General features: G+C 63.1%; 27 protein-coding genes. 11 read left to right on the plus strand and 16 right to left on the minus strand.

Annotated elements, in window-relative coordinates:
* The first annotated feature begins 64 nt into the window (after window positions 1–64).
* Genes H6M51_RS07640 through H6M51_RS07650 form a run of 3 tightly spaced genes read left to right on the plus strand, consistent with a single transcriptional unit; the run spans window position 65 to window position 2,391 of the window.
* Window positions 65–826 (plus strand): DUF3108 domain-containing protein, encoded by a 762-nt coding sequence (locus H6M51_RS07640; RefSeq protein ID WP_348644424.1) that lies wholly within the window; start codon window positions 65–67, stop codon window positions 824–826.
* Between the two features lie 33 nt (window positions 827–859).
* Window positions 860–1,738, plus strand: coding sequence for a DMT family transporter (locus H6M51_RS07645; protein WP_185809271.1), 879 nt, complete (start codon window positions 860–862; stop codon window positions 1,736–1,738).
* A gap of 11 nt (window positions 1,739–1,749) precedes the next feature.
* Entirely contained in the window at window positions 1,750–2,391 is a 642-nt protein-coding gene (locus tag H6M51_RS07650) for a lysoplasmalogenase family protein (RefSeq protein ID WP_185809272.1), read from the plus strand.
* A gap of 7 nt (window positions 2,392–2,398) precedes the next feature.
* On the opposite strand, the gene H6M51_RS07655 is transcribed toward H6M51_RS07650, so the two are convergent.
* Complete coding sequence (locus tag H6M51_RS07655; RefSeq protein WP_185809273.1) at window positions 2,399–2,821, minus strand: cupin domain-containing protein; 423 nt, start codon at window positions 2,819–2,821, stop codon at window positions 2,399–2,401.
* Window positions 2,821–3,591, minus strand: coding sequence for a hydroxyacylglutathione hydrolase (gene gloB, locus H6M51_RS07660; RefSeq protein ID WP_185809274.1), 771 nt, complete (start codon window positions 3,589–3,591; stop codon window positions 2,821–2,823). The genes H6M51_RS07655 and gloB overlap by 1 nt, the downstream gene beginning before the upstream one ends.
* A gap of 90 nt (window positions 3,592–3,681) precedes the next feature.
* Between gloB and H6M51_RS07665 the strand changes: the two genes are divergently transcribed.
* The 3 genes from H6M51_RS07665 (at window position 3,682) to H6M51_RS07675 (ending at window position 6,595) form a co-directional block, all read left to right on the plus strand.
* Window positions 3,682–4,434: a class I SAM-dependent methyltransferase gene (locus H6M51_RS07665; protein WP_185809275.1), complete on the plus strand. Its 753-nt coding sequence runs from the start codon at window positions 3,682–3,684 to the stop codon at window positions 4,432–4,434.
* Between the two features lie 134 nt (window positions 4,435–4,568).
* The gene (gene hisC / locus H6M51_RS07670; RefSeq protein ID WP_185809276.1) at window positions 4,569–5,672 is read left to right on the plus strand and encodes a histidinol-phosphate transaminase; all 1,104 of its coding nucleotides are present in this window, start codon (window positions 4,569–4,571) and stop codon (window positions 5,670–5,672) included.
* Entirely contained in the window at window positions 5,672–6,595 is a 924-nt protein-coding gene (locus H6M51_RS07675) for a prephenate/arogenate dehydrogenase family protein (protein ID WP_185809277.1), read from the plus strand. The genes hisC and H6M51_RS07675 overlap by 1 nt, the downstream gene beginning before the upstream one ends.
* Before the next feature lie 9 nt (window positions 6,596–6,604).
* On the opposite strand, the gene H6M51_RS07680 is transcribed toward H6M51_RS07675, so the two are convergent.
* Window positions 6,605–7,615 (minus strand): DUF2125 domain-containing protein, encoded by a 1,011-nt coding sequence (locus H6M51_RS07680; RefSeq protein ID WP_185809278.1) that lies wholly within the window; start codon window positions 7,613–7,615, stop codon window positions 6,605–6,607.
* A 46-nt stretch (window positions 7,616–7,661) separates the two neighbouring features.
* Between H6M51_RS07680 and H6M51_RS07685 the strand changes: the two genes are divergently transcribed.
* A complete protein-coding gene (locus tag H6M51_RS07685) occupies window positions 7,662–8,189 on the plus strand; it encodes a gamma-glutamylcyclotransferase (protein ID WP_185809279.1) in 528 nt (175 codons plus the stop codon).
* A gap of 27 nt (window positions 8,190–8,216) precedes the next feature.
* Here the strand turns inward: H6M51_RS07685 and H6M51_RS07690 are convergent, their stop codons facing one another.
* From H6M51_RS07690 to ftsE, 4 genes are all read right to left on the minus strand, one after another.
* Entirely contained in the window at window positions 8,217–8,999 is a 783-nt protein-coding gene (locus H6M51_RS07690) for a 1-acyl-sn-glycerol-3-phosphate acyltransferase (protein WP_185809280.1), read from the minus strand.
* An 81-nt stretch (window positions 9,000–9,080) separates the two neighbouring features.
* Window positions 9,081–9,806, minus strand: coding sequence for a YdcF family protein (locus H6M51_RS07695; RefSeq protein WP_185809281.1), 726 nt, complete (start codon window positions 9,804–9,806; stop codon window positions 9,081–9,083).
* Between the two features lie 76 nt (window positions 9,807–9,882).
* Complete coding sequence (locus tag H6M51_RS07700; protein WP_185809282.1) at window positions 9,883–10,893, minus strand: ABC transporter permease; 1,011 nt, start codon at window positions 10,891–10,893, stop codon at window positions 9,883–9,885.
* Window positions 10,886–11,545 (minus strand): cell division ATP-binding protein FtsE, encoded by a 660-nt coding sequence (gene ftsE / locus H6M51_RS07705; protein ID WP_102020914.1) that lies wholly within the window; start codon window positions 11,543–11,545, stop codon window positions 10,886–10,888. The genes H6M51_RS07700 and ftsE overlap by 8 nt, the downstream gene beginning before the upstream one ends.
* 199 nt (window positions 11,546–11,744) lie before the next feature.
* Here ftsE and H6M51_RS07710 point away from each other — a divergent pair, with 199 nt between their 5' ends.
* From H6M51_RS07710 to H6M51_RS07720, 3 genes are all read left to right on the plus strand, one after another.
* Window positions 11,745–12,398 carry a hypothetical protein gene (locus tag H6M51_RS07710; protein WP_185809283.1) on the plus strand — a complete coding sequence of 218 codons (654 nt, stop codon included), beginning with the start codon at window positions 11,745–11,747 and terminating at the stop codon, window positions 12,396–12,398.
* 82 nt (window positions 12,399–12,480) lie between these two features.
* Window positions 12,481–13,023 carry a hypoxanthine phosphoribosyltransferase gene (hpt, locus tag H6M51_RS07715; protein WP_185809284.1) on the plus strand — a complete coding sequence of 181 codons (543 nt, stop codon included), beginning with the start codon at window positions 12,481–12,483 and terminating at the stop codon, window positions 13,021–13,023.
* Between the two features lie 150 nt (window positions 13,024–13,173).
* Window positions 13,174–13,533, plus strand: a complete 360-nt coding sequence (locus H6M51_RS07720) for a response regulator (protein ID WP_185809285.1) — start codon at window positions 13,174–13,176, stop codon at window positions 13,531–13,533.
* Between the two features lie 76 nt (window positions 13,534–13,609).
* On the opposite strand, the gene H6M51_RS07725 is transcribed toward H6M51_RS07720, so the two are convergent.
* The 4 genes from H6M51_RS07725 to argH form a co-directional block, all read right to left on the minus strand.
* Window positions 13,610–16,270 (minus strand): TIGR02302 family protein, encoded by a 2,661-nt coding sequence (locus tag H6M51_RS07725; RefSeq protein WP_185809286.1) that lies wholly within the window; start codon window positions 16,268–16,270, stop codon window positions 13,610–13,612.
* A gap of 134 nt (window positions 16,271–16,404) precedes the next feature.
* Window positions 16,405–17,673, minus strand: coding sequence for a diaminopimelate decarboxylase (gene lysA, locus H6M51_RS07730; RefSeq protein WP_185809287.1), 1,269 nt, complete (start codon window positions 17,671–17,673; stop codon window positions 16,405–16,407).
* Window positions 17,674–17,686: 13 nt separating this feature from the next.
* Complete coding sequence (locus H6M51_RS07735; protein WP_185809288.1) at window positions 17,687–17,875, minus strand: LPS translocon maturation chaperone LptM; 189 nt, start codon at window positions 17,873–17,875, stop codon at window positions 17,687–17,689.
* Window positions 17,876–17,984: 109 nt separating this feature from the next.
* Window positions 17,985–19,388, minus strand: a complete 1,404-nt coding sequence (gene argH, locus H6M51_RS07740) for an argininosuccinate lyase (RefSeq protein WP_185809289.1) — start codon at window positions 19,386–19,388, stop codon at window positions 17,985–17,987.
* A 24-nt stretch (window positions 19,389–19,412) separates the two neighbouring features.
* On the opposite strand from argH, the gene tlpA reads away from it, so the two are divergent.
* Window positions 19,413–20,078, plus strand: a complete 666-nt coding sequence (gene tlpA, locus H6M51_RS07745; RefSeq protein ID WP_185809290.1) for a thiol:disulfide interchange protein TlpA — start codon at window positions 19,413–19,415, stop codon at window positions 20,076–20,078.
* 81 nt (window positions 20,079–20,159) lie between these two features.
* Here the strand turns inward: tlpA and H6M51_RS07750 are convergent, their stop codons facing one another.
* The 5 genes from H6M51_RS07750 to H6M51_RS07770 form a co-directional block, all read right to left on the minus strand.
* The gene (locus H6M51_RS07750) at window positions 20,160–21,182 is read right to left on the minus strand and encodes a sulfate/molybdate ABC transporter ATP-binding protein (protein WP_185809291.1); all 1,023 of its coding nucleotides are present in this window, start codon (window positions 21,180–21,182) and stop codon (window positions 20,160–20,162) included.
* Window positions 21,179–22,075, minus strand: a complete 897-nt coding sequence (gene cysW, locus H6M51_RS07755) for a sulfate ABC transporter permease subunit CysW (protein WP_185809292.1) — start codon at window positions 22,073–22,075, stop codon at window positions 21,179–21,181. The genes H6M51_RS07750 and cysW overlap by 4 nt, the downstream gene beginning before the upstream one ends.
* A gap of 3 nt (window positions 22,076–22,078) precedes the next feature.
* Window positions 22,079–22,936, minus strand: coding sequence for a sulfate ABC transporter permease subunit CysT (cysT, locus tag H6M51_RS07760; protein WP_185809293.1), 858 nt, complete (start codon window positions 22,934–22,936; stop codon window positions 22,079–22,081).
* Between the two features lie 32 nt (window positions 22,937–22,968).
* Window positions 22,969–23,952 carry a thiosulfate ABC transporter substrate-binding protein CysP gene (gene cysP, locus H6M51_RS07765; RefSeq protein WP_185809294.1) on the minus strand — a complete coding sequence of 328 codons (984 nt, stop codon included), beginning with the start codon at window positions 23,950–23,952 and terminating at the stop codon, window positions 22,969–22,971.
* A gap of 145 nt (window positions 23,953–24,097) precedes the next feature.
* The gene (locus H6M51_RS07770) at window positions 24,098–24,979 is read right to left on the minus strand and encodes a 3-hydroxybutyryl-CoA dehydrogenase (protein WP_185809295.1); all 882 of its coding nucleotides are present in this window, start codon (window positions 24,977–24,979) and stop codon (window positions 24,098–24,100) included.
* Between the last annotated feature and the right edge of the window lie 82 nt (window positions 24,980–25,061).

A 25,061-nucleotide genomic window follows, 5' to 3' on the forward strand; every position in this document is an offset into this window, starting at 1 on the left:
CCATCGCGATTATGCATCGTCGACTGTGCCAGATTTTGGGCACCAACATTCAGGAGACGGCGTCTTGCGTTCAACAGGCCTTGCCCTTGCCTTCGTCGCCCTCATGCCCATGGCCGTCGGGGCCACCGATTACCGATATGACACAAGCTATAGCGTTGCCCTCGGTATTCTGCCGATCGCCAGGATGACCTTCCAGACGGAAGTGGCGGCCGATCGTTACGCCATTTCAGGCCAGTTCCATTCCTCTGGCCTCGTTGACATCGTGCGCGAGGTTGCGGCCCAGAGCACTGTCACAGGCAATTTCGCCGGTGGTCGCATGCAGCCCCTGCGTTATGTGCTGGACTACAAGAGCGGCAAGCGGCAGCACACCTACGAGGTACTTTTCACACGCGGCAATGTGGTGGAAACCAGGGTCACGCCTGAGCGACCCAAGCCGGACACCTGGGTTCCGGTCCAACCGGACGATCTGAAATCCGTGCTCGACCCGATTGGCGCGCTTCTCATCCCGGGTGATGCCGATGTCTGTGGCCAGACCTTGCCCGTCTATGACGGTGAAAGCCGCATGGATCTCGTGCTCTCTCCCAACCGGTCGGAAAGCTTCTCCGCCGGCAGCGCGCGGGGCGAAGCCATCGTCTGCTCGGTGCGCTACGTGCCGAAGTCCGGTTACCGAAAGGGTCGCAAGGACATCGAATATCTGAAGTCGGTGACCGGCATGGAGATCTGGTTTGCCAAGACTGCGACGCTGAAGCTATATGCTCCTGTCTATGCGAAGATCCCGACGCGTTACGGGACGGTGCATGTGACCGCAGAAAAGTTCGACGGCTAGCACCAGCGGGCGAGCCCCGCTTCAGGGGATTTCATGAAGACCAAGGCAACGCTGATCGGGTTCACCGCGATCCTGATGTGGTCCTTCCTCGCGTTGATGACGGCGGCCTCCGGCACCATGCCGCCCTTCCAGCTCTCTGCCATTACATTCGCGATCGGCAGTCTCCCCGGCATCCTGCTGTTCATCGCCCGCCCCGCGCGGCTGAGGGAGTTGCGCCAGCCGCCGAAGGTCTGGCTCGCCGGTGTCGGCGGGCTCTTCGGCTATCACTTCCTCTACTTCACAGCCCTTCGAAATGCGCCAGCCGTCGAGGCCGGGCTGATTGCCTATCTCTGGCCGCTTCTCATCGTGGTCGGTTCGGCTCTCCTCCCGGGCGAGAAGCTCGGCTGGCATCATATCGTCGGCGCAGTCTGCGGCCTTGCCGGAACCGCGCTGATCGTCGGCAAGAACGGCTTCGCCTTCGATCCGGCCTATAGTCTCGGCTATTTCACCGCCTTCCTCTGCGCCTTTACCTGGGCTGCCTATTCGCTCATCAGCCGCAAGTTCGAGAAGGTTTCGACCGATGTGGTCACCGGCTTCTGCCTCGCCACCTCGATCCTCTCGCTCGTCTGCCACCTGGCGCTCGAGACCACCGTGTGGCCGGAGAATACATCCCAGTGGGCGGCCGTGGTCGGGCTCGGTCTGCTGCCGGTCGGGCTTGCGTTCTACGTCTGGGACTATGGCGTGAAGAACGGCGATATCCAGATTCTCGGTGCCTCCAGCTATGCCGCGCCGCTCTTGTCGACGCTGATTTTGATCATTTTTGGCTTTGGCGACCTTAGCGTCAGAATTGGCCTTTCATGTTTGCTGATCACCGGTGGCGCGGTGCTCGCTGCGCGGGATATGGTCTTCCGTAACAAGGATCGGACGGGCTGACAGGGGATTGAATGGCTGTTGCGACCGGTATCTTCTGGCTCTCGGTTGCACTCGGCACCAGCTATCTCTGGATCCTGCCGCGAGACAAAACGGTTGCGCGCGCTGTCTGGAAGACCCTGCCGGTCGTGCTGCTTGCGGCTTATGCCTTGCTTGTCGATGCCCATCCGCTGCTGGTCGCGGCCCTGCTTCTCGGTGCGCTCGGTGACTGGTCGCTCGCCTTCGAGGGTGACCGTGCCTTCCTGGGCGGCGTCTCCGCCTTCCTCAGCGCACATGTTGCCTATGTGGCACTGCTCTTGACTCTTGCCGATCCGGCCCTTGCCCTTGCCGAGCCCTGGCGGCTTTTCGCCGGGGCGCTTGTCGCGCTGCTCACCTTCGGCGTGCTCCTTCGCATCTGGAAGCCCGCCGGGCGGCTCGCGCTGCCGATCGGCCTTTATGTCCTGCTGTTCATGGTTCTCGTCTGGCTGACGCTCGGGCTTCACAACCCGTTCGTCTTCCTAGGGGCGACGCTGTTCATCGTCTCCGATATCGTGCTGACCATCCGAAAATACTGGACGGGGCCGGAGCATCCCATTGACGGAGCCGCCGCCTATTTCGTCTGGATCACCTATTTTGCTGCCCAGGTGATCCTCACCCTGACGCTTAGCGCAGTGTGACCACCGGTCAGCGCCGCGGCGCCCAACCGGGCGGTGCCATTTCGAAGGCGGAGAAGTCGAAGCCCGGTGCGACGGTGCAGCCAACCAGAGTGAAGTCACCGAGGCTTTCGGCTGCCTGCCATTCATCCGCATCGATGATCGCCTGCGGCCTTTGCCCTGCGGCCAGGTCGAGGCCGAGGATCACAGTCTCCTGCGTCACGCCGTCCTTCGAGCGATGCAGGGCAAGCGGCGCACCGGCATAGTAGTGCCAGGCCTCCGCCGCATCCTTCACCTTGTGCCAATGCGAGCGCTCGCCGGCCTGAAGCAGGTAATAGATTGCGGTCGAGTGGCCGCGGGGACCGCCTTTGTCGTCGCGATAGGTCTCCACATACCAGCCGCCCTCGGGATGGCGCTGCATGCCGAGGGTTTCGATGATCTCTTTCGCCTGCATCAGAAGCTGTCCTTGCGCTTGCGGATCTCGGCAAACACATCCTCGTTGCTTGCGCCTTCCATGCCGAGCGTGCGGCGCACGTCCGGATCGCCGGCGCGCAAGAAGGGATTGGTCTCCTTTTCGAGCCCGATGGTCGTCGGGATCGTGAAGTCGCCGCGCTTGCGCTGCATCTCGATCAGTTCGGCGCGCGATTTGAGCCGTGCATTTTCCGGATCGATCGTCAGCGCGAAACGGGCATTCGACAGCGTGTATTCATGGCCGAAATAGACGATCGTCTCGTCGGGCAAGGCTGCAAGTTTCTGCAGCGAATGCCACATGTCCATGGCCGAGCGTTCGAAGAGACGGCCGCAGCCCAGCGCAAACAGCGTGTCGGCGGCAAAAAGCAGCATGTCCTCGGGCAGATAGTAGCAGATATGCCCCGCCGTGTGCCCTGGCGTTTCGATCACCCGAACCGGCCGATTGCCGAAGGTGAACTCGTCTTCGTCACCCACTGTGCGGTCAATGCCTGGAATGGCGGCCGCCTCGTTGCGTGGTCCGATGATCTCGCAGCCATATTTGTCCTTCAGCGCCAGGTTCGCCTCGACATGGTCGCCGTGGTGATGGGTGGTGAAGATATGGGTGATCGTCCAGCCGCGCTTCTCCGCAGCCTGCACGATCGGATCGAGTTCTGGCGCGTCGATCGCCGCCGTCTGCCCGGTTTCCGGGCAATGGAGAAGCACGCCGAAGTTGTCACTCCGGCAGATGAAGACCTCAATCTGCAGTGATTTCATTGTCGATCCGTTTTTTGTGTCCCACCTCTTTGTGGCGAATGTAGCCGCTCGCGGCTTGAAGTCCAAGGATGGGCTGCTAACAATAAGTTCATGCATGTCGATATCGTCGATTTGAGGCAGTTCTATTACACGATGCTCGGTCGTGTGGCGGAGCAGTCGATTGCTCTGGCCCTGTCGTCGGTCTGGGCGCGCCTTCCGCAGGAGCGGCTCGTCGGTCTCGGCTACTGCATTCCCTTCCTTGAGCGTTTCCGTGCCGATACCGAGCGCACCATGGCCTTCATGCCGGCCGGGCAGGGCGCGGTGAACTGGCCGGTCGGCGAGCCCTCTGCCACCGCGCTGGTATTCGACGAGGAATTGCCGCTGCCGGACAGCTCGGTCGATCGGGTGCTGATGGTGCATTCGCTGGAATTTGCCGAAAACCCGCGCGAGACTCTCAAGGAGATCTGGCGGGTGCTGGCGCCGGGCGGGCGGCTGGTCATTGTCGTGCCGAACCGTCGCGGCGTCTGGGCGCGCATGGAGCACACACCCTTCGGCTCCGGCCGACCCTACTCGCGCGGCCAGCTGACCTCGCTGTTGCGCGAGACGAACTTCACCCCCGGCGCCTCGGCCGAAGCCTTGTTCTTCCCGCCCTCCAAGATCCGGGCGATCCTTCGGCTGCGGCTCGGCTTCGAACGACTGGGCCGCGTGCTTTGGCCGGCCTTTTCCGGCGTCATCGTCGTCGAGGCGCAGAAGCGGCTCTATCAGGGCCTGCCGGTTGCCTCGCGCGCCTCGCGCCGCGTCTTTGCGCCCGTGCTTGCCCCGCAGGGCGTGCCGACCACACGTAGTCTTCCGCCCAAACTCTGACCCGGTTGCCGGCATGGCCGCTGCCGCGATAGGCTGCGGCGCGGGTCCGGCTCGACAAATGCAGGTTTCCGCAGTAATCCCAAGCCCATGCCAATGGGCGGCGTCCTGCTGCCCGACCGCCGGGAATGCGCCTCATGAACGCCTCCACCAAGCCGGTACCCCGACCCGGGGTCATGGAGATCGCCGCCTATGTTCCGGGCAAGGAGCATGCGGGTGGCGTCACGCGCGTCTTCAAGCTTTCCTCCAACGAGACGCCGCTTGGTCCGAGCCAAAGGGCCATCGAAGCCTTCCAGACTGCGGCCGCCAGGCTTCAGCTCTATCCAGATGGACAGGCGCGGGTGCTGCGTGATGCCATTGCCGAGGTGCATGGGCTGAACCCCGCCAACATCCTCTGTGGCAATGGCTCGGGCGAGCTGCTGTCGCTGCTTGCCAATATCTATCTCGGTCCTGGCGATGAGGCCGTCATCACCGAGCATGGCTTCCTGCTCTATCGCATCCAGATCCTGGCTGCCGGCGGCACGCCGGTCACGGTGCCCGAGACCGATCGGCGGGTCGACGTCGATGCGATCCTGGGCGCGATCACCGAGCGGACGAAGATCGTCTTTCTGACCAATCCTGGCAATCCGACAGGCACCTATGTGCCCTATGCGGAGATCGCGCGCCTGCAGGAGGCCCTGCCACCGCATGTCATCCTCGTGCTCGATGCGGCCTATGCCGAATATGTCCGTCGCAACGACTACGAGGCCGGGATCGCGCTCGTCTCGGCCAACCGCAATGTCGTGATGACCCGCACCTTCGCCAAGGTCTACGGGCTTGCGGCGCTGCGCATCGGCTGGATCTACGGCCCGTCCGAGATCATCGACGCGATGAACCGGGTGCGTGGGCCGTTCAACATCAACACGCCGGCACTTCTGGCCGGGGCAGCGGCCATGCGCGATCAGGCGTACGTGGCGAAAGCCGTCGAACACAATCAGATCTGGCTTACGCGGGTCTCGGATGCGCTCACAGCGCTTGGCCTCGAGGTCACGCCGTCGGTCACCAACTTCATCCTGATCCACTTCCCCGACCGGGATGGAAAACGCGCGTCGGATGCCGACGCGTTCCTGACGCAACGCGGCTTCGTCTTGCGCGCCGTCGCGTCCTATGGTTTTCCCAATGCACTCCGCATGACGATCGGCAGCGAGGACGCCAATACCGGCGTGATCGACGCCCTCACCGAATTCATGGAACGCACGTGATGTCTGAAATCCTGTTCAACCGCATTGCCCTGATCGGCATCGGCCTCATCGGCTCGTCGATCGCCCGCGACGTCAAGAAGCTTGGGCTGGCGAAAGATGTGGTTGTCTCGACCCGCAGTCTCGACACGCTGAAGCGGGCGGAAGAGCTGGAGCTCGGAACGGCCTATGTCGCCTCGGCTTCAGACGCGGTCAAGGATGCCGACCTCGTCATCGTCTCCGTGCCGGTCGGCGCTTCGGAAGCGGTCGCCAAGCAGATCGCACCGAACCTCAAACCTGGCGCCATCGTGACCGATGTCGGCTCGACCAAGGCTTCGGTTATCGCGCAAATGGCGCCGCATATGCCCGAAGGCGTGCATTTCATCCCCGGCCACCCGCTGGCGGGAACGGAGAAGTCCGGTCCGGATGCCGGCTTTGCCGGTCTGTTCAAGGGGCGCTGGTGCATTTTCACGCCGCTTGAAGGGACGGATCCCAAGGCGCTTTCCCGTCTGCGTGGCTTCTGGGAGGCGCTCGGCTCGCGCTGCGACGAGATGGATCCGCAGCATCACGACAAGGTGCTCGCCATCGTCTCGCACCTGCCGCATATCATCGCCTACAACATCGTCGGCACGGCCGATGACCTGGAGACCGTGACGGAATCGGAAGTCATCAAGTATTCGGCCTCGGGTTTCCGCGATTTCACGCGTCTTGCCGCCTCCGACCCGACCATGTGGCGGGATGTCTGCCTGCACAACAAGGATGCGATCCTGGAAATGCTGGCGCGTTTTTCGGAAGATCTCGCCTATCTGCAGCGGGCGATCCGCTGGGGCGAGGGCGACAAGCTGTTCGAGCTGTTCTCGCGCACCCGCACCATCCGCCGTTCGATCGTCCAGGCCGGCCAGGATGTCGACGTGCCGGATTTCGGCCGCCACGCGCTCGACAAGTAAGCGCCTTTCTCAAAGCGGCGGGATCTGTCCCAGCGGGATGAAGCCCAGCATCGCCACGCCATTCTCGATGGTGATCTCCGCCTCGCTGTTGTCGCGTCCGAAGGCCAGCGCCCGCAGAATGTTGGCGACATTGTCGATCATTTCGGACTGAGCCGGATAGGCGGTCTTCACCGCCTCACGCCAGGCATTGATCTGTTCGATCTGCACCTTCATGCGGCCGGAGAGCATGCCGTCGTCCCCGACCTGGAAGGGACCGCTCAACGTCAGAACCCGGCCCGCGCCGAGATCGATGACCATGCGGCGGATCTCGCCCTTGGTGCCATAGAGCTTCTGTTCCTGGGCCACCCGGGGATCAAGCAGACCACCCTTGTCGGCGAAAGTGGCATCAAGGCTCGCCGAGACGGGCGGCAGGGCGATTTTCGTTCCCCCGACCGACACGACGACATCGCGCACCAGCGTCGCGTAATCCAGATTTCCATCGTTCTGACGGACATGCGACTGGGCGGTCGGCGCCGTGACCTGGAGCTGCAGGCTGGAAACCGTCGAGGTCACCGTCGCATTCAGTCCCTCCATCACCAGCGAGCTGCGTGACAGGCCGGACAGACCGATGCGGAAGCTCGACTGCATGTTGGTCCAGTCGAGCGCGGTGTTGAAGCCAAGTGCCGAGCGGATCTCGGCCGGGCCGTCCATCTCCCAAACGATATGGCCGGGATTGTAAATCTGGGCTGCCGCGCGCACCGGGCCGAAGGAGGCCGCCACGCCCTGGAAATGGTCGTCGAAGGCGAGCCGCGAGCAATTCAGGCGGAAGCGGAACGGGTATCCTCCCATTGTCGCATCCTCGCATGTCGCCGTCACACCCGCCGGATTTCCGCCGCCGAAAAAGCTCAAAATGCGATTGCGCAGATATTCTGCAGCGAAATACCAGCCGACACTATAGACAGCGATGACGAGGACGATCAAAACGCCCAGCCGAACAACCTTTCGGCTGATCGTGCTCTCCGGCGCGGTCGACATGGCCATGGGGTGCTCCTCGTTACGGTCTTCTTGTTCTGGATTGGCGTGCGATATGGACGAATATTGGGTCTTTGGCTACGGTTCGTTGATGTGGAACCCGGGCTTTCCCTATCAAGAAAGGGTGCTTGCCCGTCTTGGCGGCTACCGGCGGTCTCTCTGCGTGCGCTCCTATGTCCACCGTGGTACCGAGGAGCGGCCGGGTCTCGTGCTCGGCCTCGATCGCGGCGGATCCTGTAAGGGCGTTGCGTTCCGCGTCCTTCCCTCCAACTGGCAGTCCACGGTCGACTATTTGCGCGAACGCGAGCTCGTCACCAGCGTCTATCTCGAACGGCAGGTCCGCACCACGCTTGCGGACGGGCGGACCGTCCGGGCGCTTACCTACGTCATAGACCGGGCTCACCCGCAATATGCGGGCGCGGTGACGATCGAAGAGGCCGCGCGCGTCGTTGAAGGTGCCGTCGGCCGTTCCGGTCCCAACCCCGTCTATGTCGCCAATACTGTCTCCCACATGCGCGAACTCGGCATTCGCGACCAGTGGCTCGAAAGCGTCGCCGCAGCCATTTCCGGTGATCCGACCTAGGCCTGCCTGCATCTTCCGTGAATGCGCTCAGAGCGCTCCGAGTTCCCTCAGGCGATTGATGGCGGTTGGCGGCAGCGGCAGCTTCGGGTTCTCCTTGGCCGTCTTCACCAGAAGCTCGTCGCTGGCTGCTTCAAGGCGCTGCATCAGTGTCTCATGCATCACGTCGGGATCGAGGCCCGGTTCGATGGGCGGCAGGATGCGAACGGTGAAATGGCCCGGAAAACGCAGGAACTTGCGGCGCGGCCAGAAGAGGCCGGGATGCATGGCGACGGGCACGACGGGCACGTTGATGTCGCGGTAGAGGCGGGCGATACCGTATTTGTATTCCGGCGGTGCCCCCGGCGGACGGCGGGTACCTTCGGGATAGATGATCAGCTGGCGGCCATTGGCCATTTCCATCTTGGTGCGCTCGATCACCTGCGCCATGACCTTGCCCTTGGCACCGCGGTTGACCGGGATCATCCGCTGCTTGGCGACATACCAGCCGAAGACCGGGATCCACATCAGCTCGCGCTTGAGGATGTAGACCGGATCGTCGAGCCAGGGCAGCAGGGCATAGGTGTCCCAGAAGGACTGGTGCTTCGGCGCCAGGATGTAGCCGCCCTCGGGAATGTTCTCGAGCCCCTCGACCGTGAAGGTCGTACCGACGATCTTTTCCATCAGCCAGTGATTGGAGCGGGCCCAGTCCTTCGGCACGAAGAAGGCCTTCTTGCGCGGCAGCAGGAAATAGATCGGCGACAGCACGATCATCCTGAGGATCAGGTTGGCATAGAAGGCGATATTGAAAAGGATGGAACGCAGGGCAATCATGTCGTGGAACTCTCGAGGGCGGGCGACGTCGTCCTTAGAGCAAAAGTATCGCCAGCAAAAGCGCTAGCTTCCGGGGGATCGTCAGGAACTGCGGCCAGATTCGGTGATTTCGCCTTCCGGGCGCAGGCCCTGATCGCGGCTCCAGCCGGTCATGCCCCTGATATAGGCCACGACCGTCTTGCCGTATTCAGATAGCATGGTGCGCATGGCATCGGGTTCGCTATACCAGGCCCGTGTCTTCAGATCGGCATTGACCACGGGATAGCCAATGAAATCGGTGTCGGGATCGCTGCGACGCAGTTCCATCAGGCTGCGGGCCAGGTGATAGTTGCTGGTGACGACCAGCACCGAGCGATAGCCCTTGTCGCGGATCCAGATCGCCGTCTCGTTGGCATTGCCGATCGTGTCGATCGCGCCATAGCCGATGTCGACACAGCAGTCGAAGACATCCGGCGAGGCACGGGTCGCCTTGCGGATCTGGCCGGCCGTCGTCGTCGGGTTGACGCCTGAAATCAGCAGCCGCTCGCCGTAACCGCGCTTCAGCAGGTCGATCGCCTGCTCGATTCGCTGGTATCCGCCGGTCAATACAACGATCGCGTCTGCCTTCACCGTCTCGGGCGGGCGCATGTTGGTGACCGAATCAGCGAAGATCAGGAAGCCGGCAACGAGGACCGCTACCGACAGGATCACGACCATGCCGCCATAGCGCAAGGCCCTGCGGATCAGGCTTTTCCGCGCGAAAAGACCGCCGGCCGGAGGAGGCAGGCCGCCGTCACTCAACGGTTGTTTTGACGTTGTCCGATCCATGCTCATCGCCCGTGAATAGCCGGGATTTCCCACAGCGAACAGGCGGCTTTAAGGCAAGTCAACATGCGAGATTTCGTCAGTCGTCCATCAGGCCGTCGGTGCGGGCCGGGTCGGAGCGGATGAGGTCGATCTCATAGATCGTGCGCATGACGGTCAGCCGCGCCGTCAGTGTCGTCAAAAGCGCAATGACGATCATCGTGGCGAAGATGCCGAGATAGCCGCCCCAGCCGATCGTGAAGGTGCCGAACAAGGCGGTTGCCTGATCGCTTTCAGGCGTCGCCAGCGACCGGCTCTGCCAGAAACTGGCCAGCGCGAAGAATGATGCCGCCAGGAAGCCGCCGACGGCTGCGCCCTTGAGGCTGATCTTCAGGAAGTGCTTCTGGAATTCCTGAGCGACAAAAGTGCCCTCGGCCCCGACGAAATGCAGCACCTCGATGATGTGGCGGTTGCCGGACAGCGCGCCCCGGGTCGCGAAAACGACCGTGAGGACCATGGCGCTGAAGACGAGGATCAGGATGCCGGAGCCAATCAGCACCGTGGTGCGGGCCATCTGCACCAGCCGATCGACCCAAGTGCGGTGGTCGTCGAGGAAGGCCTGCGGCACCTCCTCCTTCAAAAGGGCGCGCATGGCCTCGAAATCGGGCGGATTGGTCTCGTCGATGGTGATCACGATGAGCCGTGGGACCGGCAGGTCTTCGAGGTTCAGGCCCGTCCCCAGCCAGGGCTCGAGCAGGCGTGCGGTGGCGCTGTCGTCCATGATCTGGCCGTCGCGCGTGCCGACGAAAGTCAGCGCCAGATCGCGCGCCTTGACCAGAGCCGCGCCCATGTCGAGGCCGTCCTCGGGCTTGATCTGGATGGTGATCTCGCGGGAGATCTGGCTCTGCCACCCGGCGGCCGTCGCGCGCACCATCGAAACCGCACCGAGCGTCAGGCAGGCAAGGAAGGCCATGATGGCGATCACCACCATCAGCGCATTGCCCTGGATGTTGGACGGCGGCAGGATCGGCCCCGTCGGCCTGACCGTCATTTCGACGCGCCGCTTCTTCTGTCCGGGGTTCTGGTTCGCGTTCTGGGGGATCTCATTCATAGATGTCGAGCCGCCCGTCGGTGAGGATCATCCGGCGCGCATCCACCTGGTCCATCAGCGCCAGATCATGGGTCGCGATGACCACGGCCGTGCCGAGACGGTTCAATTCGAGAAACAGGCTCAGCAGTCTGCGTGCCATCGGCGGGTCGACATTGCCCGTCGGCTCGTCGGCGAGCAGGATCTCCGGCCGGTCGATCAGGGCGCGGGCAATCGCCACGCGCTGCTTCTCGCCACCTGATAGCACCGGGGGGAGCACGTTGATGCGCTCGCCAAGCCCCACCCATTTCAAGAGTTCTATGACGTCCTGCCGATAGGTCTGCTCCGCCTTGCCGCGTACCCGGAGCGGCAGCGCCACGTTCTCGTAGGTCGTCAGGTGGTCGAGCAGGCGAAAGTCCTGGAAGACGATGCCCACACGTCGGCGCAGCATCGGCAGCTCGCTGCGGGGGATGCTGGTGATGTCGCGGCCGAAGCTGCGGATCAGTCCACGCGTCGGCTGCAGCGACATGAAGAGAAGGCGCAGGAGCGTCGTCTTGCCGGCGCCCGACGGGCCGGTCAGGAACTGGAAGGATCCCTTCGGCAGGTCGAAGGTCAGGTCGCGGAGGATCTCCGGTCCCATCCCATAGCGCAGGCCGACATTTTCGAAATGGATCAAAGGGGGCCCAGTCTGACGTGTCCGAGGTCTGGGGCTCGTAAACGAAGATCGTCAACGGCCGGTAAACATGCTCCGGGACGCGAGGCTTTTCAGCCCGTCTTTCCGAAGCATTAACCATTTAAATTTACGTCTGGTGAGGATTCGTTTCAACCGCCGACTTTCGGGGTATCCGATTTTGGCTGTGCGAAAGGTGCGCATCATGAGCGCTTTCCGTTACCAGAAGCAGGCTCCAGCTGCAGACCTTGATCTCCTTCCGCCGGATCGAGCCCGCCGTCGCATCGAGCCGCTCAGCCAGCGCATGGCGCGCCATGAGGTTGTCGACGCCCAGTTCGTCACCGTGCGCGAAACATCGCGGCCCGCCTCTCCCTCGGCAGGGGCTTCATCTGCGGCCACTCTGACCCCAGATCCCTCCCTGTTTTTCCGCAGTCTGGTCGAGCGTATCGAGGCCCGTCTTCAGCGCCTGTCCGATGTCGGCTTCTCGCTGCTCGTGGCGATCGCCTTCGTCTCGATCTTCTCGATTGCCGGCCAGGTGTTCTTCGGCAAGGCCGAGCATCCGGAACTGGCAGCCAAGCCGCTCGACTTTACGCATGTGAACCTGACGCCGCAGGACCGAAACGGCATGCGGGTGCTGCTGCTCAACGCCATCGTTGAAAACCGGACCGGTCGCACGGTAACCTTGCCCAAGCTCCGCGCTGATCTCGTTCTCGACGGGCAGGTCATCGCCAGCACCTATATCGAGCCGCCGGCCGACAGCCTTGAAGGCGGTGAAAGCCGCGGGATCGTCACCCGCCTCCAGCATCCTGGTGGAAAAATGCCGGAAGTCCGGCTTTCCTTCGAAGAGGCGGGTGCCTAAGGCGCGATCGGTATGCTAAGGCCCTTGCCTTTCCGGCATCTGCCGGCTCAAGGACCTCAGGTCGTTCAGCAAGGAGTTTCCCATGCCCGTTGTTCGCGGAAAGAACATCGAACCGCTCTTTACCGCCGAGCAGATCCGGCAGCGCAATCTGCAGCTCGCCCAGGATATCATGAAGGGTCCCTGCGACGACCTTCTGGTGATCTCGGTGCTGAAGGGCTCCTTCATCTTCGCGGCCGACCTCATTCGTGCGTTGCATGATGTTGGCCTTGCTCCGGAAGTCGAATTCATCACCCTGTCCAGCTATGGCACAGGCACCGTCTCCCAGGGCGTCAAGATCATCAAGGACATCGACAGCGACGTGATGGGGCGCAATATCCTCCTCATCGATGATATCCTGGAGTCCGGCCGGACGCTGCTGTTCGCCAAGGAACTGATGTACGAGCGGGGTGCCGCCAACGTCACGATCGCCGTGCTTCTCGACAAGAAAGTGAAGCGAAAAGAGCAGTTTGAGGCTGATTATGTCGGTTTCGAATGCCCCGACTACTTCGTCGTCGGTTACGGCATGGACGTGGCTTACGCCTTCCGCGAACTGCCCTTCGTCGGTGTCGTCACAGGCGATGTCTGAGGCGTTCCAAAGGGGAACATCTTGCCTCTTCAAGGCAGTGAGCTGTTAACCATCGCGTCGGACGAGGGGTCCGGCGTTTACCACTCGACAAGGAAAGTCTGGTGATTTGCCTCTCGCAAGAGTCAATGGACGCGGGAGTAGAATTCAACCATGGCGAGAATCCTGATCACCGAAGACGAAGACTCCCTGCGCTCCTTCGTCGCCAGGGCCTTGAGGCTCGATGGCCACGAGACGCATGAGGCGGCCGACGGTGCCGAAGGCCTGGAAAAGCTCTCCGAACAGGCGTTCGACCTGCTGCTCTCGGATATCCGTATGCCCGTGATGGACGGCATCGAACTGGCGCACCGCGCCCATTCCGAATTTCCGGCGATGAAGATCCTGCTGATGACCGGCTATGCCGAGCAACGCGAGCGCGCGGACGACCTCTCGGCGAAGATCGTCGATGTCGTCTCCAAGCCCTTTGCACTTCCGGATATCCGCAAGGCCGTTGCTTCGGCGCTCGCCGGCTGAGAATGCTCTATCCCATCTGTGGAAAGACTAACGCCCGCTGATGCGGGCGTCGTCGTTTCTTCGGCACTTTTCGGTTTCACTGAATATCCAGCAGCCGCTCGAGGTAACGCCGCTCGATCTCTGGGCTTGAGTTTTCGCCGAGCTTTTCGCGGATCGCTTCGAGGATTTCGCGGGCGCGCTGGACGTCGATCTCGTCGGGAACCTTGACCTGCTCGCCGAAGTCGGGTCCGCTGGTTGCGCGGGGCCTGCCAAGCGGATCACGATCATCCTGATTGCCCTGGCCCTGGCCCATCTGCGGCCCCTGGCCGTCCTGGCCCTGCTGCGCCTGCATCATCTGGTTCATCATGTCACGGGCACCCTGGCGCAGTGCTTCCATCGCGCGTCCCTGGCCCTGAACGGCACGGTCACCCTGACCCTGACCGAGTGCTTCGCCGGCGCCCTGCATTTCCTGCTGCGCTTCTCCGAAGCCCGGACCCGGCTCCATGCCCATGCCCTTCAAGCCTTCCTGCAGTTCGCCGAGCTGCCGGCCGAGTTGCTCCTGCTGCTGGCGCAACTGGCGCAGTGCCTCGCGCAGCTGTTCCGCGGTCATTCCGTCGAGGTTCTGCTGGCCCTGTTGGCCTTGCTGCCCCTGCTGTCCCTGCTGACCTTGCTGGCCCTCGGCGCCCTCCTCGCCCTGCTGCGGATCACCGCGCTGCATGCGGTCGCGCAGCGCCTGGTCAAGGCGGAAGGTCTCGTCCATCAACCGCTGCTGCTCCTGCATGATCTCGCCGAGCTTGTCGATCTGGCGACGGGCCTCGCTGTTCTGCTGCTGCTGGCCCTGCTGCGGCCGGCCGGCCTGGAGATTGTTCATCATCCGCTGCAGTTCAGACAGAAGCTGCTGTGCCTGGTCCCGGTTGCCGGAGCGCGCGAGGTTTTCCAGCTGGTCGAGCAGGTTGTCGAGATCCTGCTGGCGCAGGGTGTTCTGCGCCTGTTGCTGTTGCTCGCCCTGCTGGTTGGGCATGCGCTGGGCAAGCGCCTGGAGGAATTCCTGCATCGCCGAACGGAGCTCGGCCATGAGGCGCTGGATTTCCTCGTCGCTTGCGCCGTTTTCCAGAGCATCCGACAGAGCCTGCTGGGCGTCGCGCAGGCGGCGTTCGGCAAGCGACAGGTCGCCGTCCTCGATGCCGAGCGCGATTTCCCAGAGATAGTCGGCCGTGTCCTTCAGCTGCTCTTCGCCTTTCGCAGCATTCATGCGGGCGCGGGCGCTCTCGATGGCGAGGAAGTTACCGAGGTCGGGAATGGTCTCGTCGGGTCGGATGACCAGCGCCTCGTTCAGCTCGACCGCCTTCGGCATCTGGCGGGTGTCGAGGGCGAAAACCTTGCGCTGCTCGGCCACGGCGGCAGCCAGCGGATCGTTGAAGTTGCGGCCGGGCAGCTGCATCTCGATCGGCTCGCTGCGGCCCGTCTGGCCAGCGCCGTCGGTCGCGACCAGCGTTATCTTCACCATCTGGCCGGCGAGCGGATGTTCGGTGATGTTGCGGCTGGCAACCCCCTTCGTGTCGCGGGCATTGTGGCGCGGCAGGTCGAGCTTGTAATCCGGATGCGGATAGAGCGGCGTCGCGCCGGCCTGCTCTTCCAACGGCACGATCTCGGCATGGGCCTTCTGCAGGCCGTAGTCATCCTTGGCGGTGAAGGCGATCTCGAGCGCACCGTTGATTGCGCGGCGCGGCGTGCCGTCAAACGCAATCTCGGGTGCCCTGTCCGGCGTGACGCCGATCGTCCAGATGCGGTCGGCCACGCGCAGTTCGCCGGCCTCGTCCAGCTCCAGTTCATGGGTGCGCGCCACCATCGGCGCATTCGGCGCCGGGGCGGGCGGGGGTGTCGGGACGGCTGTCTGACTGCGTGCGTCAATCTCGGAACCGGCCGTCGGCGTGCGGGCCGCATCGTCCTTCTCCGCAACGTCGAGGACGGCGCCATCCGACTGCTTGACGAAAAGAACCTTCTCTTCCGAGGGCCCGCCGCTGATGCGCACGGTGACCTTGGATTTCTGCGGCACCGTCACGCCGGCTGCATCCTGGGTCCCGAGGCCCGAGAGGAAGACCGGCGGCTGGCCGGTATAGCCGGGCGGCGTGATCCAGGCGTCGATGCGGATCGCCGGCGCCTCGCTTTCGGGCACATGCTGGCGGAAGGCATCGGCAATCTGCCCCGCGCCATTGGAACCGGAATAGGCTAGCGCCGTGACGAAGAGCAGGGCCGGTACGGCGCGCAGCGCGTAGCGGTCGTAGCGGGCGATGTCCGGCTGCGGCAAGCCGGCATCCAGCGCCGCTATGCGCTCGGCCATGCGCCGCTGGTGCTCCTGCCAGAGCGCCCGGGCAAAGGGTGTGTCTGCCGCGATCTCGTCGTCCTGCACCGCCACTGGCTGATGGGGCAGGCCGTTTCGCTCTTCAAGCAGCCTGTCGGCTTCGGCAATACTGGGCAGCCTGAGCTTCAGGAAGGGCAGGAAGGAGGCGACAAAAGCGAAGACCAGAATGAATACGATTGCCAGGCGGACAAGATCCGGCACTTCGCGGTAGACGCCGAGCCAGGCCAGAGCAACGAACAGAGCCGCAATGCCGAGGACGGGCAGGAACAGCGGAAGAAGGCGCTCGGCAAAGAGCACGGAACGGGCGAGCACACGTTTGATGCCCACGCGCCGCGCGAGCTTCGGGTCGTCCTTGAAGGCGCCTTTCCTGTGGCCGGCCGGGCGGGAAGAGCTCATCCGTCTGGTCTCCGAGAGCGCCGCGCGTCAGACACGGCTGAGTGTACTCGAAGATAGCAGTCTTTGTGGCGAAGACGAGGGCGGCGGGCGTGAGGGGGGAGTTTTTCCCGCCTCATCGCCGAATTGTGAATGAATCAGGCCAGCCAGTCGGGCACGCTGTCGAGCGCGATCAGGTCGTCATAGGTCGGACGCCGGCGAATCACGTGGAACTCGTTGCCGTTGACCAACACCTCCGGCACCAGCCGGCGGGTGTTGTAGGTGCCGGCCTGCACGGCGCCATAGGCCCCGGCCGAGCCAACGGCGATGAGGTCGCCGGGCTTGGGCATGGCCATCTCGCGGTCGAGCGCCAGATAGTCGCCGGTCTCGCAAACGGGGCCGACGACATCGGCCTTGATGCGCGGGGCATTCGCCGCCGAGATCACCACAGGCTTGATCTCGTGATAGGCCTCGTAGAGGGTCGGGCGGATCAGGTCGTTCATCGCGCCGTCGACGATGACGAAAGTCTTGTCGCCGCCGTCCTTCACATAGATGACCTCGGTCACGAGGATGCCGGCATTGCCGACGATCAGGCGGCCAGGCTCGGTGACGATCCGGCAGTTCAGGCCCGACAGCTGATCCTTGACGATCCGGGCATAGGCGTCCGGCTCCGGCGGCGGGTTGTTGTCGTCCTTGTAAGGAATGCCGAGGCCACCGCCGACATCGACGTGGTCGATCGTGTGGCCATCGCTGCGCAGCGTCTCGACGAGTTCGCGCAGCAGGCGGAAGGCATCCTCGAAGGGCTGCAGATCGGTGATCTGGCTGCCGATATGCATGTCGATGCCGGACACCTGGATCCCCTCCAGCGTCGCGGCACGAGCATAGACTGCACGCGCGCGCTCGTAGGAGATGCCGAACTTGTTTTCCTTCTTGCCGGTCGAGATCTTCGCGTGGGTCTTTGCGTCGACATCCGGATTGATGCGGAAGGAGACATGGGCCTTCTTGCCGGCCTTGATGGCGCGCTGATTGAGGATCTCCAGCTCCGGCTCGCTCTCGACGTTGAAGCAGTAGATGCCGGCTTCTAGTCCTAAGTCCATCTCGCTCGGCGTCTTGCCGACGCCGGAGAACATGATGCGGTCTGCCGGGATGCCAGCGGCCAGTGCACGGCGAAGCTCCCCCTCCGAGACCACGTCGACACCGGCGCCGAGGCGACCCAGCGTCTTGAGGACAGCCTGGTTGGAATTCGCCTTCATCGCATAGCAGACGAGGGCGTCGACACCGTCGAAGGCTTTGGAGAAGACCTTGTAGTGCCGCTCCAGCGTCGCGGTCGAATAGCAGTAGAAGGGTGTGCCGACGGTGCGCGCAATCTCGGGGATGGCCACGCCCTCGGCGTAGAGAACGCCGTCGCGATACTCGAAGTGGTTCACGGATTAAGCCCTGTCAAAGAAGCGGGTCGAGAACGAACGGAGTATCCGGCGTCTTTTCGACCGGGGCGTCGCGCTTGTTCTGCTGGTCGACAGGCGTGCTCGGCGGGTCGAGGTCACCTTTGCGGCCGCAGGCAGACAGAGCCAGCGAGGCAGCGAGCAGCAGAGAGAGCGTGAGCGTCGTGCGTTTCAGCGAATTCACCATGACCCGATCCAAAGAAATATCGTTGTGCTAGCGTGTACAGAAAAAAGGGGCGCTTGTGCACCCCTGATCTCGTGATGAATGGCCGGCGTTGCCGTGATCTGTCGCCCGCTCAGTTTCTGGCTCGCCACCAGGCGATCTGCTTTCTGACTTCAGACGGCGCCGTGCCGCCGAAGCTCTTGCGGCTGGCGACGGAGGCCTCGACTGTGAGAACGTTGAAGACATCAGCCGTGATCGCTGAATTGATGCTCTGCAGTTCCTCGAGCGAAAGCTCTGCGAGATCGCAGCCCTTCTTCTCGGCCATGGCAACGGCATTGCCGGTCACATGATGCGCATCGCGGAAGGGGAGGCCGGCTTCGCGCACCAGCCAGTCTGCAAGGTCGGTCGCGGTCGAGTAACCGGAGCCGGCGGCCGCCTTCATCCTGTCGGTGCGGATGGTCATGTCGGTGACCATGCCGGTCATGGCGGCGATTGCCAGTTCCAGGCTCTCGGCGGCGTCGAAGACCTGTTCCTTGTCTTCCTGCATGTCCTTGGAATAGGCGAGCGGCAGGCCCTTCATCACGGTCAGAAGCGCGATCAGCGAACCGTTGATGCGGCCAGTCTTGGCGCGCACGAGCTCTGCGGCGTCCGGGTTCTTCTTCTGCGGCATGATCGACGAACCGGTCGAAAACGCGTCCGACAGGCGGATGAAGCCGAATTGCGGGGTCGACCAGATGACGATCTCTTCGGCCAGGCGCGACAGATGGGTTGCCGCGATGGAGGCGATCGAGAGGAATTCGAGCGCAAAGTCGCGGTCTGAGACGGTGTCGATCGAGTTGCGGGTCGGCTCGCGGAAGCCGAGGGCCTGTGCCGTCATGTGGCGGTCGATCGGGTAGCCGGTGCCGGCAAGGGCTGCTGCCCCGATCGGGCTTTCGTCGAGGTGTTCAATCGCATGGCGCACGCGCTGGCGGTCACGGCCGAACATCTCGACATAGGCCATGCAGTGATGACCGAAGGTCACCGGCTGAGCCGTCTGCAGATGGGTGAAGCCGGGCATGACGGTGTCGGCATGCTCTTCCGCCCGGTCGAGGAATGCCGCGATCAGGCCGGAAAGGGCAGCTTCCGTCTTCTGCAGCTCTTCCTTTACCCAGAGGCGGAAGTCGAGCGCCACCTGGTCGTTACGCGAGCGGGCGGTATGGAGACGACCGGCAGCGGAGCCGATCAGCTCGGCAAGGCGCGCCTCGACGTTCATATGGATATCTTCGAGCTTGCGCGAGAAGACGAACTGGCCGCTTTCGATCTCTGACAGGATCGTGTCCAAGCCGTGAAGGATCTTGTCTTTATCTTCGGCCGAGATGATGCCTTGGTGCGCCAGCATGGTCGCATGCGCCTTTGAGCCGCGGATATCCTGGGCGTAAAGCTTCTTGTCGAAACCGATGGAGGCATTTATCTCCTCCATGATGGCCGAAGGCCCCGAGGCGAAGCGACCGCCCCACATCTGGTTGGAGGATTTGGTGTCCTTGATGTCCTCGGCCATGGAATGCCCGTCCTGGAGAATGACATGACAGAAAAGAAACCCGCGGGTCTCTTCCCCACCAAGCTGGTTGCAATTGCGGCGGTGGCCGGCATCGTCGCCGGCGCGGCTGCGGTATACGTGAGACAGACCATGTCTGGCAATGCCGTGGAGACCGCCGATGCCGCCCAATGCGAGGGTTCTGTCGCCAAAGCCGAGCTGTTGAAGCCTTACCTCAAGGGCGACGTGGCGGCGATGATACCGGTGAGTGAGCCCAAGCCCATTCAGGGGCTCAATTTCCAGGACAAGGCCGGCTCAGCCATGACCATGGCCAACTTCGCGAATAAGACGGTGCTGATCAATCTCTGGGCCACCTGGTGTGTGCCCTGCCGAGAGGAAATGCCGGCCCTCAACAACCTGCAGAAGGCCGCGGGCGGTGAGGCTTTCCAGGTGCTCGCGATCAACATCGATACCGGCGATGTCGAGAAGCCGCAGACCTTCCTGGAAGAGACCGGTGTCGATGCACTCGGTCTTTACCGTGACGCATCCATGGGCGTCTTCAACCAGCTCAAGCGCGAGGGTCTTGCCTTCGGCCTGCCGGTCACCCTGCTCGTTGACGGCAAGGGTTGCCTACTCGGCAGCATGAACGGCCCGGCCGTATGGGACGGCGCCGACGCCAAGGCATTGGTGGTGGCTGCTGCGACCGGCGGCTGACGGGTTGCGCCGCCAGCAAATGCCCAATCTCGATGATCGAAACCCCGGCGTTGTTGCGCCGATAGGTCGATGCCAAAGGTTTCAGTCCTGGTAGACCCGCGGCCTTACGATCTCGATGAAGCCCGCTTCGCCCTTGGCTGCGGCAAATTCCGGCGCGACGTCGAATTCGACGGTGGTGCCGTCTCCCGTCTTTGCCAGGACCCGCTTGGAGCCGGGCCGGTCGAGAATGCGCTGGATGGTCGCCGCAACGCCCTTGGCGGGATCATTGCTCCATTCGACATCCGTCGGACGGAACAGGAGTTCCGCCGCGCCGTCCTTCAGGCCGACTGCCGCATAGGTCATGTTGCCGACGGTCGCCTTCCCATTCGAGACGGTTGCCTTCAGGGCGTTGGTGTCGCCGAGGAAACGCATGACGAAGGCGTTGACCGGATGACGGCAGACCTCTTCGGGCGTTCCCTGCTGGACGATCTTGCCCTTGTCGAGGATCACCACACGATCGGCGAGATCAAGCGCCTCTTCCTGGTCGTGGGTAACGAACAGCGTGGTGATGCCGAGTTCGTCGTGAATGGAGCGCAGCCAGCGGCGCAGGTCGCGTCGGACATTGGCGTCAAGCGCGCCAAAGGGTTCGTCGAGCAGCAGCACGCGCGGGTCAACGGCAAGCGCACGGGCGAGCGCCACGCGCTGGCGCTGGCCGCCGGAGATCTGGCCGGGGAAACGTTCGCCGAGACCGGAAAGCTGCACCAGCGACAGCAGTTCCTCGACCCGGCGATCGATGTCGGCGCCCGAGCGCTTGACCTTGGACACCTTCATGCCGAAGGCAATGTTTTCGGCCACGGTCATATGCGGGAAGAGCGCATAATGCTGGAAGACGAAACCGACGCCGCGGTCGCGCACCGGAATATCGGTCGCGTCCTCGTCGCCGAAGTGGATATTGCCGCCATCGGCGAATTCGAGGCCTGCCACCATGCGCAGGATGGTCGTCTTGCCGGAGCCTGAGGGGCCAAGCAGCGCCACCAGCTCGCCGCTCTGAATATCGAGCGAGACACCATGCACGGCGCGGAAGGTTTCGAAGGTCTTGACGACGCTGTCGAGGCGAATGTTCACGAGGTTACCTCCGGGGAATTCTGTGTGCCGGCCAGCGTCTGCGGGCGGTTGCGGCGCCCGGCGCCCTGGCGCTCGAGCAGGACCTTGGCCACCAGCGTGACGAGCGCGAGCGTCGCCAGGATCGAGGCGGCGGCAAAGGCGCCAACGGCATTGTAGTCGTGGTAGAGCAGTTCGATGTGCAGCGGAAGCGTGTTGGTCTGACCGCGGATATTGCCGGAGACCACAGAAACGGCACCGAACTCACCCATGACGCGGGCATTGCAGAGCACCACGCCATACAGCAGCGCCCATTTGATGTTGGGCAGTGTAATCGAGAAGAATGTCCGCCAGCCGCTGGCGCCGAGAGAGGTGGCAGCCTCTTCGAGGTCGCGCCCCTGGGCCTGCATCAGCGGGATCAGCTCGCGGGCCACGAAAGGGGCGGTGACGAACATCGATGCCAGCACGATGCCTGGCAGGGCGAACATGATCTTGAGTTCCATGCTGTCCAGCGCGGGACCGAACATGCCCTGCAGCCCGTAGACGAAGAGGTAGGACACCCCGGCCACGATCGGCGACACCGAGAAGGGGATCTCGATCAGGATGGTCAGCAGCCGCTTGCCGCGGAAATCGTGTTTGGTGATCGCCCAGGCCGCCGCGACGCCGAAAATCGTGTTGAGGGGCACGGCGATCAATGCCGTGATCACCGTCAGACCGATCGCATGGCGCGTGTCGGGGTCGGTTATGCTTTCCAGGAAGAAGGGCAGGCCGCGTGAGAAAGCCTGTTCCGCGATCACAGCGAGCGGTGCGACGATGAAGAGAACCACCATGACCAGCACGGCAGTGATCAGGCTCCATTTGAAGATCGGGGCCTCGCCGACGCGAGGTGGCCTGCGGCCTTTCGTAATCTGGCTCATGGCTTAGCCTTTCACCGTGTAGCGCAGGGCGCGGGCCTGGAGGTAATTGGTGACCGCCAGCATGACGAAGGCCGCGATCAGCATGACGGAGGCAATCGCGGCCGATGCCGGGTAGTCGTATTCCTCGAGCCGGATGAAGGCGAGCAGTGCCGTGATCTCGGTCGAGAAGGGCTGGTTGCCGGCGATGAAGATGATCGCTCCGAACTCACCCAGGCTGCGGGCAAAGGCCAGCGATGTGCCGGCGAGCAGGGCCGGGGTCAAAAGCGGCAGGATCACCCGGCGAAAGATCGCCCAGTCGCGGGAGCCAAGCGTCTGCGCGGCCTCTTCGAGCGCCGGATCGAGTTCTTCGAGGACCGGCTGAACGGTCCGGACAATAAAGGGCAGGCTGGTGAAGGCCATGGCCACCATGATGCCGAGCGGGGTATAGGCGACCTTGATGCCGATCTCTTCGAGGACGGCGCCAAACCAGCCGTTGGTCGCAAAAAGCGTCGTCAGCGAGATGCCCGCAACGGCTGTGGGCAGCGCGAAGGGCAGGTCGACCAGTGCATCGACGATGCGGCGACCGGGGAAGCGGTAGCGCACCAGAACCCAGGCAAGCGCCAGACCGAAGACGAGATTGAACAGGGTGGCGACCAAGGCCGAGCCGATGGTCACGCCATAACTCGCCAGGGCACGGTCGGACGAGACGATGCGCCAGTAGTCGGACGGGCCAAGGCTCGCCGCCTTGAAGATGAGGGCCATCAACGGCAGAAGGATAATGATCGCCGCATAGACCAGCGTTATCCCGAGGGACAGCTTCAGGCCTGGCAAGACACGCCGTTTCACGTCTTTTGTCCTTTCACGCGAAAACCGGCGGGCCATCCCGCCGGTTCCTGTCGGTCCGTCATGCCGACTTAGCGGCTGCCGTAGATCCCATCAAGAATGCCACCTTCGGCGAAATGCTCCTTCGACACCTTGTCCCAGCCACCAAAGACGTCTTCGACGGTCACCAGGCGGATGTCCGGGAACTGGTTCTTGTACTCGGCGGCGACCTTCTCGTCATGAACGCGGTGGCCGAATTCGGCGGCGATCTTCTGCCCTTCCGGCGAATAGAGGAAACCGAGATACTTCTTCGCCAGATCCTGGCTGCCCTTGGCATCGGCCACCTTGTCGACAACGGCGACCGGGAATTCGGCAAGCAGGCTGACCGAGGGCACGACCTGCTGGAACTTGTCGGAGCCGTACTGCTTCTCGATCGCCTTGGTCTCGGCCTCGAAGGTGATGATGACGTCGCCGATTTCGCGCTCGACAAAGGTGGTCGTGGCGGCGCGGCCTCCGGTGTCGAAGACCGGCACGTTGTCGAAGATCTTGTCGACGAATTCCGTCACCTTGGCCTCATCGCCGGCGAACTTCTCCATCGCATAGGCCGTTGCCGCGAGATAGGTGTAGCGGGCATTGCCCGAGGTCTTCGGGTTGGGGAAGATCACCTGAACGTCGTCACGGGCGAGATCGTCCCAGTCCTTGATGTTCTTCGGATTGCCGGCGCGCACCAGGAAGGACGGGAAGGAGTAGAAGGGCGAGGCATTGTTGGGGAATTCTGCCTGCCAGCCCTCGTTGATGAAGCCGTTCTTGGCGAGGAATTCCACGTCCGACACCTGGTTGAAGGTGACGACGTCAGCTTCCAGTCCTTCGACGATGGCGCGCGCCTGGCGCGAGCTGCCGCCATGCGACTGATCGATCGTCACGCCCGGATTGGCCTTGATGAAGGCTTCGTTCTGGGCCGCGAAGATCTCGCGGGCAATGTCGTAGGAGGCGTTGAGCAGCTTGTCGGCTGCGCTCGCCGAAAAGGGCAGGGAGAGAGCAGCAAGGGCTGCGCTGACGAGGAGGAGACGTTTCATGACTGTGTGCTCCGGGATGCGGGGGGATCTGCGATTGCCCCGCAAATTAGAGGGTCGGCCCGTCTCTTCCGAGGAATGGCCGACCAATCATCACCCGGAGGGGCGAATATCTTTTCGCTGGATGGTCCCGGATCGAAATGCCCCGTCAGCGGGTCGGGACCGGCACTTCGCCGCGATAGTCGTAGAAGCCGCGGCCGGACTTGCGACCCAGCCAGCCGGCCTCGACATATTTCACCAGAAGCGGGCAGGGGCGGTATTTCGAATCCGCCAGTCCGTCATGCAGCACCTGCATGATCGAGAGGCAGGTGTCGAGACCGATGAAATCGGCGAGCTGCAGCGGGCCCATGGGATGGTTGGCGCCGAGCTTCATCGCCGTGTCGATCGCCTCGACCGAGCCGACGCCTTCATAAAGCGTGTAGATCGCCTCGTTGATCATCGGAAGCAGGATGCGGTTGACGATGAAGGCCGGGAAGTCCTCGGCCACCGTGATCGTCTTGTCGAGCGAGGAAACGAATTCCTTGGCCGTGGTGAAGGTCGTTTCCTCGGTTGCTATGCCGCGCACGAGTTCGACCAGCTTCATCACCGGGACCGGATTCATGAAATGGATGCCCATGAAACGCTCCGGCCGGTCGGTGGCGGAGGCCAGGCGGGTAATCGAGAGCGAGGAGGTGTTGGTCGCCAGCAGCGCCTCGGGCTTCAGCACCGGGCAGAGCGTCGCGAAGATCTTGCGCTTGACCTGCTCGTCCTCGGTCGCCGCCTCGATCACGAGATCCGACGGGGCGAGGTCATTGATGTCGGCGGAGCCGGAAATCAGGGCGAGCGCCTGTTTGCGCTGTTCGTCGGTGATCTTGCCGTTGGTGACCTGGCGGGCGAGATTACCGTTGATCGTAGCGAGACCCGCCTCGATCCGCTCCTTGGACAGGTCGTAGATCGTGACCTTGTAGCCGGCGGCGGCGGAAACCTGGGCAATGCCGCAACCCATTTGGCCGGCACCCACGACACCCACATTGCTGATCTTGTCCGTCATCGCCTTGCTCCTCACCCGTTCCAGTCTTCACGCACGAAATGGCACCCAAGAAAATGCCGGACCCGCTTGCGCGGACCCGGCT

Origin of the sequence: Rhizobium sp. AQ_MP, from assembly GCF_014237835.1 — a bacterium.
Taxonomy (GTDB): Bacteria; Pseudomonadota; Alphaproteobacteria; order Rhizobiales; family Rhizobiaceae; genus Allorhizobium.

Coding starts and splice junctions, on each gene's coding strand:
- H6M51_RS07645 (WP_185809271.1), top strand. CDS start 860: ATGAAGACCAAGGCAACGCTGATCGGGTTCACCGCGATCCTGATGTGG.
- H6M51_RS07650 (WP_185809272.1), top strand. CDS start 1,750: ATGGCTGTTGCGACCGGTATCTTCTGGCTCTCGGTTGCACTCGGCACC.
- H6M51_RS07655 (WP_185809273.1), bottom strand. CDS start 2,821: ATGCAGGCGAAAGAGATCATCGAAACCCTCGGCATGCAGCGCCATCCC.
- gloB (WP_185809274.1), bottom strand. CDS start 3,591: ATGAAATCACTGCAGATTGAGGTCTTCATCTGCCGGAGTGACAACTTC.
- H6M51_RS07665 (WP_185809275.1), top strand. CDS start 3,682: ATGCATGTCGATATCGTCGATTTGAGGCAGTTCTATTACACGATGCTC.
- hisC (WP_185809276.1), top strand. CDS start 4,569: ATGAACGCCTCCACCAAGCCGGTACCCCGACCCGGGGTCATGGAGATC.
- H6M51_RS07675 (WP_185809277.1), top strand. CDS start 5,672: ATGTCTGAAATCCTGTTCAACCGCATTGCCCTGATCGGCATCGGCCTC.
- H6M51_RS07680 (WP_185809278.1), bottom strand. CDS start 7,615: ATGGCCATGTCGACCGCGCCGGAGAGCACGATCAGCCGAAAGGTTGTT.
- H6M51_RS07685 (WP_185809279.1), top strand. CDS start 7,662: ATGGACGAATATTGGGTCTTTGGCTACGGTTCGTTGATGTGGAACCCG.
- H6M51_RS07690 (WP_185809280.1), bottom strand. CDS start 8,999: ATGATTGCCCTGCGTTCCATCCTTTTCAATATCGCCTTCTATGCCAAC.
- H6M51_RS07695 (WP_185809281.1), bottom strand. CDS start 9,806: ATGGATCGGACAACGTCAAAACAACCGTTGAGTGACGGCGGCCTGCCT.
- H6M51_RS07700 (WP_185809282.1), bottom strand. CDS start 10,893: ATGAATGAGATCCCCCAGAACGCGAACCAGAACCCCGGACAGAAGAAG.
- H6M51_RS07710 (WP_185809283.1), top strand. CDS start 11,745: ATGAGCGCTTTCCGTTACCAGAAGCAGGCTCCAGCTGCAGACCTTGAT.
- hpt (WP_185809284.1), top strand. CDS start 12,481: ATGCCCGTTGTTCGCGGAAAGAACATCGAACCGCTCTTTACCGCCGAG.
- H6M51_RS07720 (WP_185809285.1), top strand. CDS start 13,174: ATGGCGAGAATCCTGATCACCGAAGACGAAGACTCCCTGCGCTCCTTC.
- H6M51_RS07725 (WP_185809286.1), bottom strand. CDS start 16,270: ATGAGCTCTTCCCGCCCGGCCGGCCACAGGAAAGGCGCCTTCAAGGAC.
- H6M51_RS07735 (WP_185809288.1), bottom strand. CDS start 17,875: ATGGTGAATTCGCTGAAACGCACGACGCTCACGCTCTCTCTGCTGCTC.
- argH (WP_185809289.1), bottom strand. CDS start 19,388: ATGGCCGAGGACATCAAGGACACCAAATCCTCCAACCAGATGTGGGGC.
- tlpA (WP_185809290.1), top strand. CDS start 19,413: ATGACAGAAAAGAAACCCGCGGGTCTCTTCCCCACCAAGCTGGTTGCA.
- cysW (WP_185809292.1), bottom strand. CDS start 22,075: ATGAGCCAGATTACGAAAGGCCGCAGGCCACCTCGCGTCGGCGAGGCC.
- cysT (WP_185809293.1), bottom strand. CDS start 22,936: ATGGCCCGCCGGTTTTCGCGTGAAAGGACAAAAGACGTGAAACGGCGT.
- cysP (WP_185809294.1), bottom strand. CDS start 23,952: ATGAAACGTCTCCTCCTCGTCAGCGCAGCCCTTGCTGCTCTCTCCCTG.
- H6M51_RS07770 (WP_185809295.1), bottom strand. CDS start 24,979: ATGACGGACAAGATCAGCAATGTGGGTGTCGTGGGTGCCGGCCAAATG.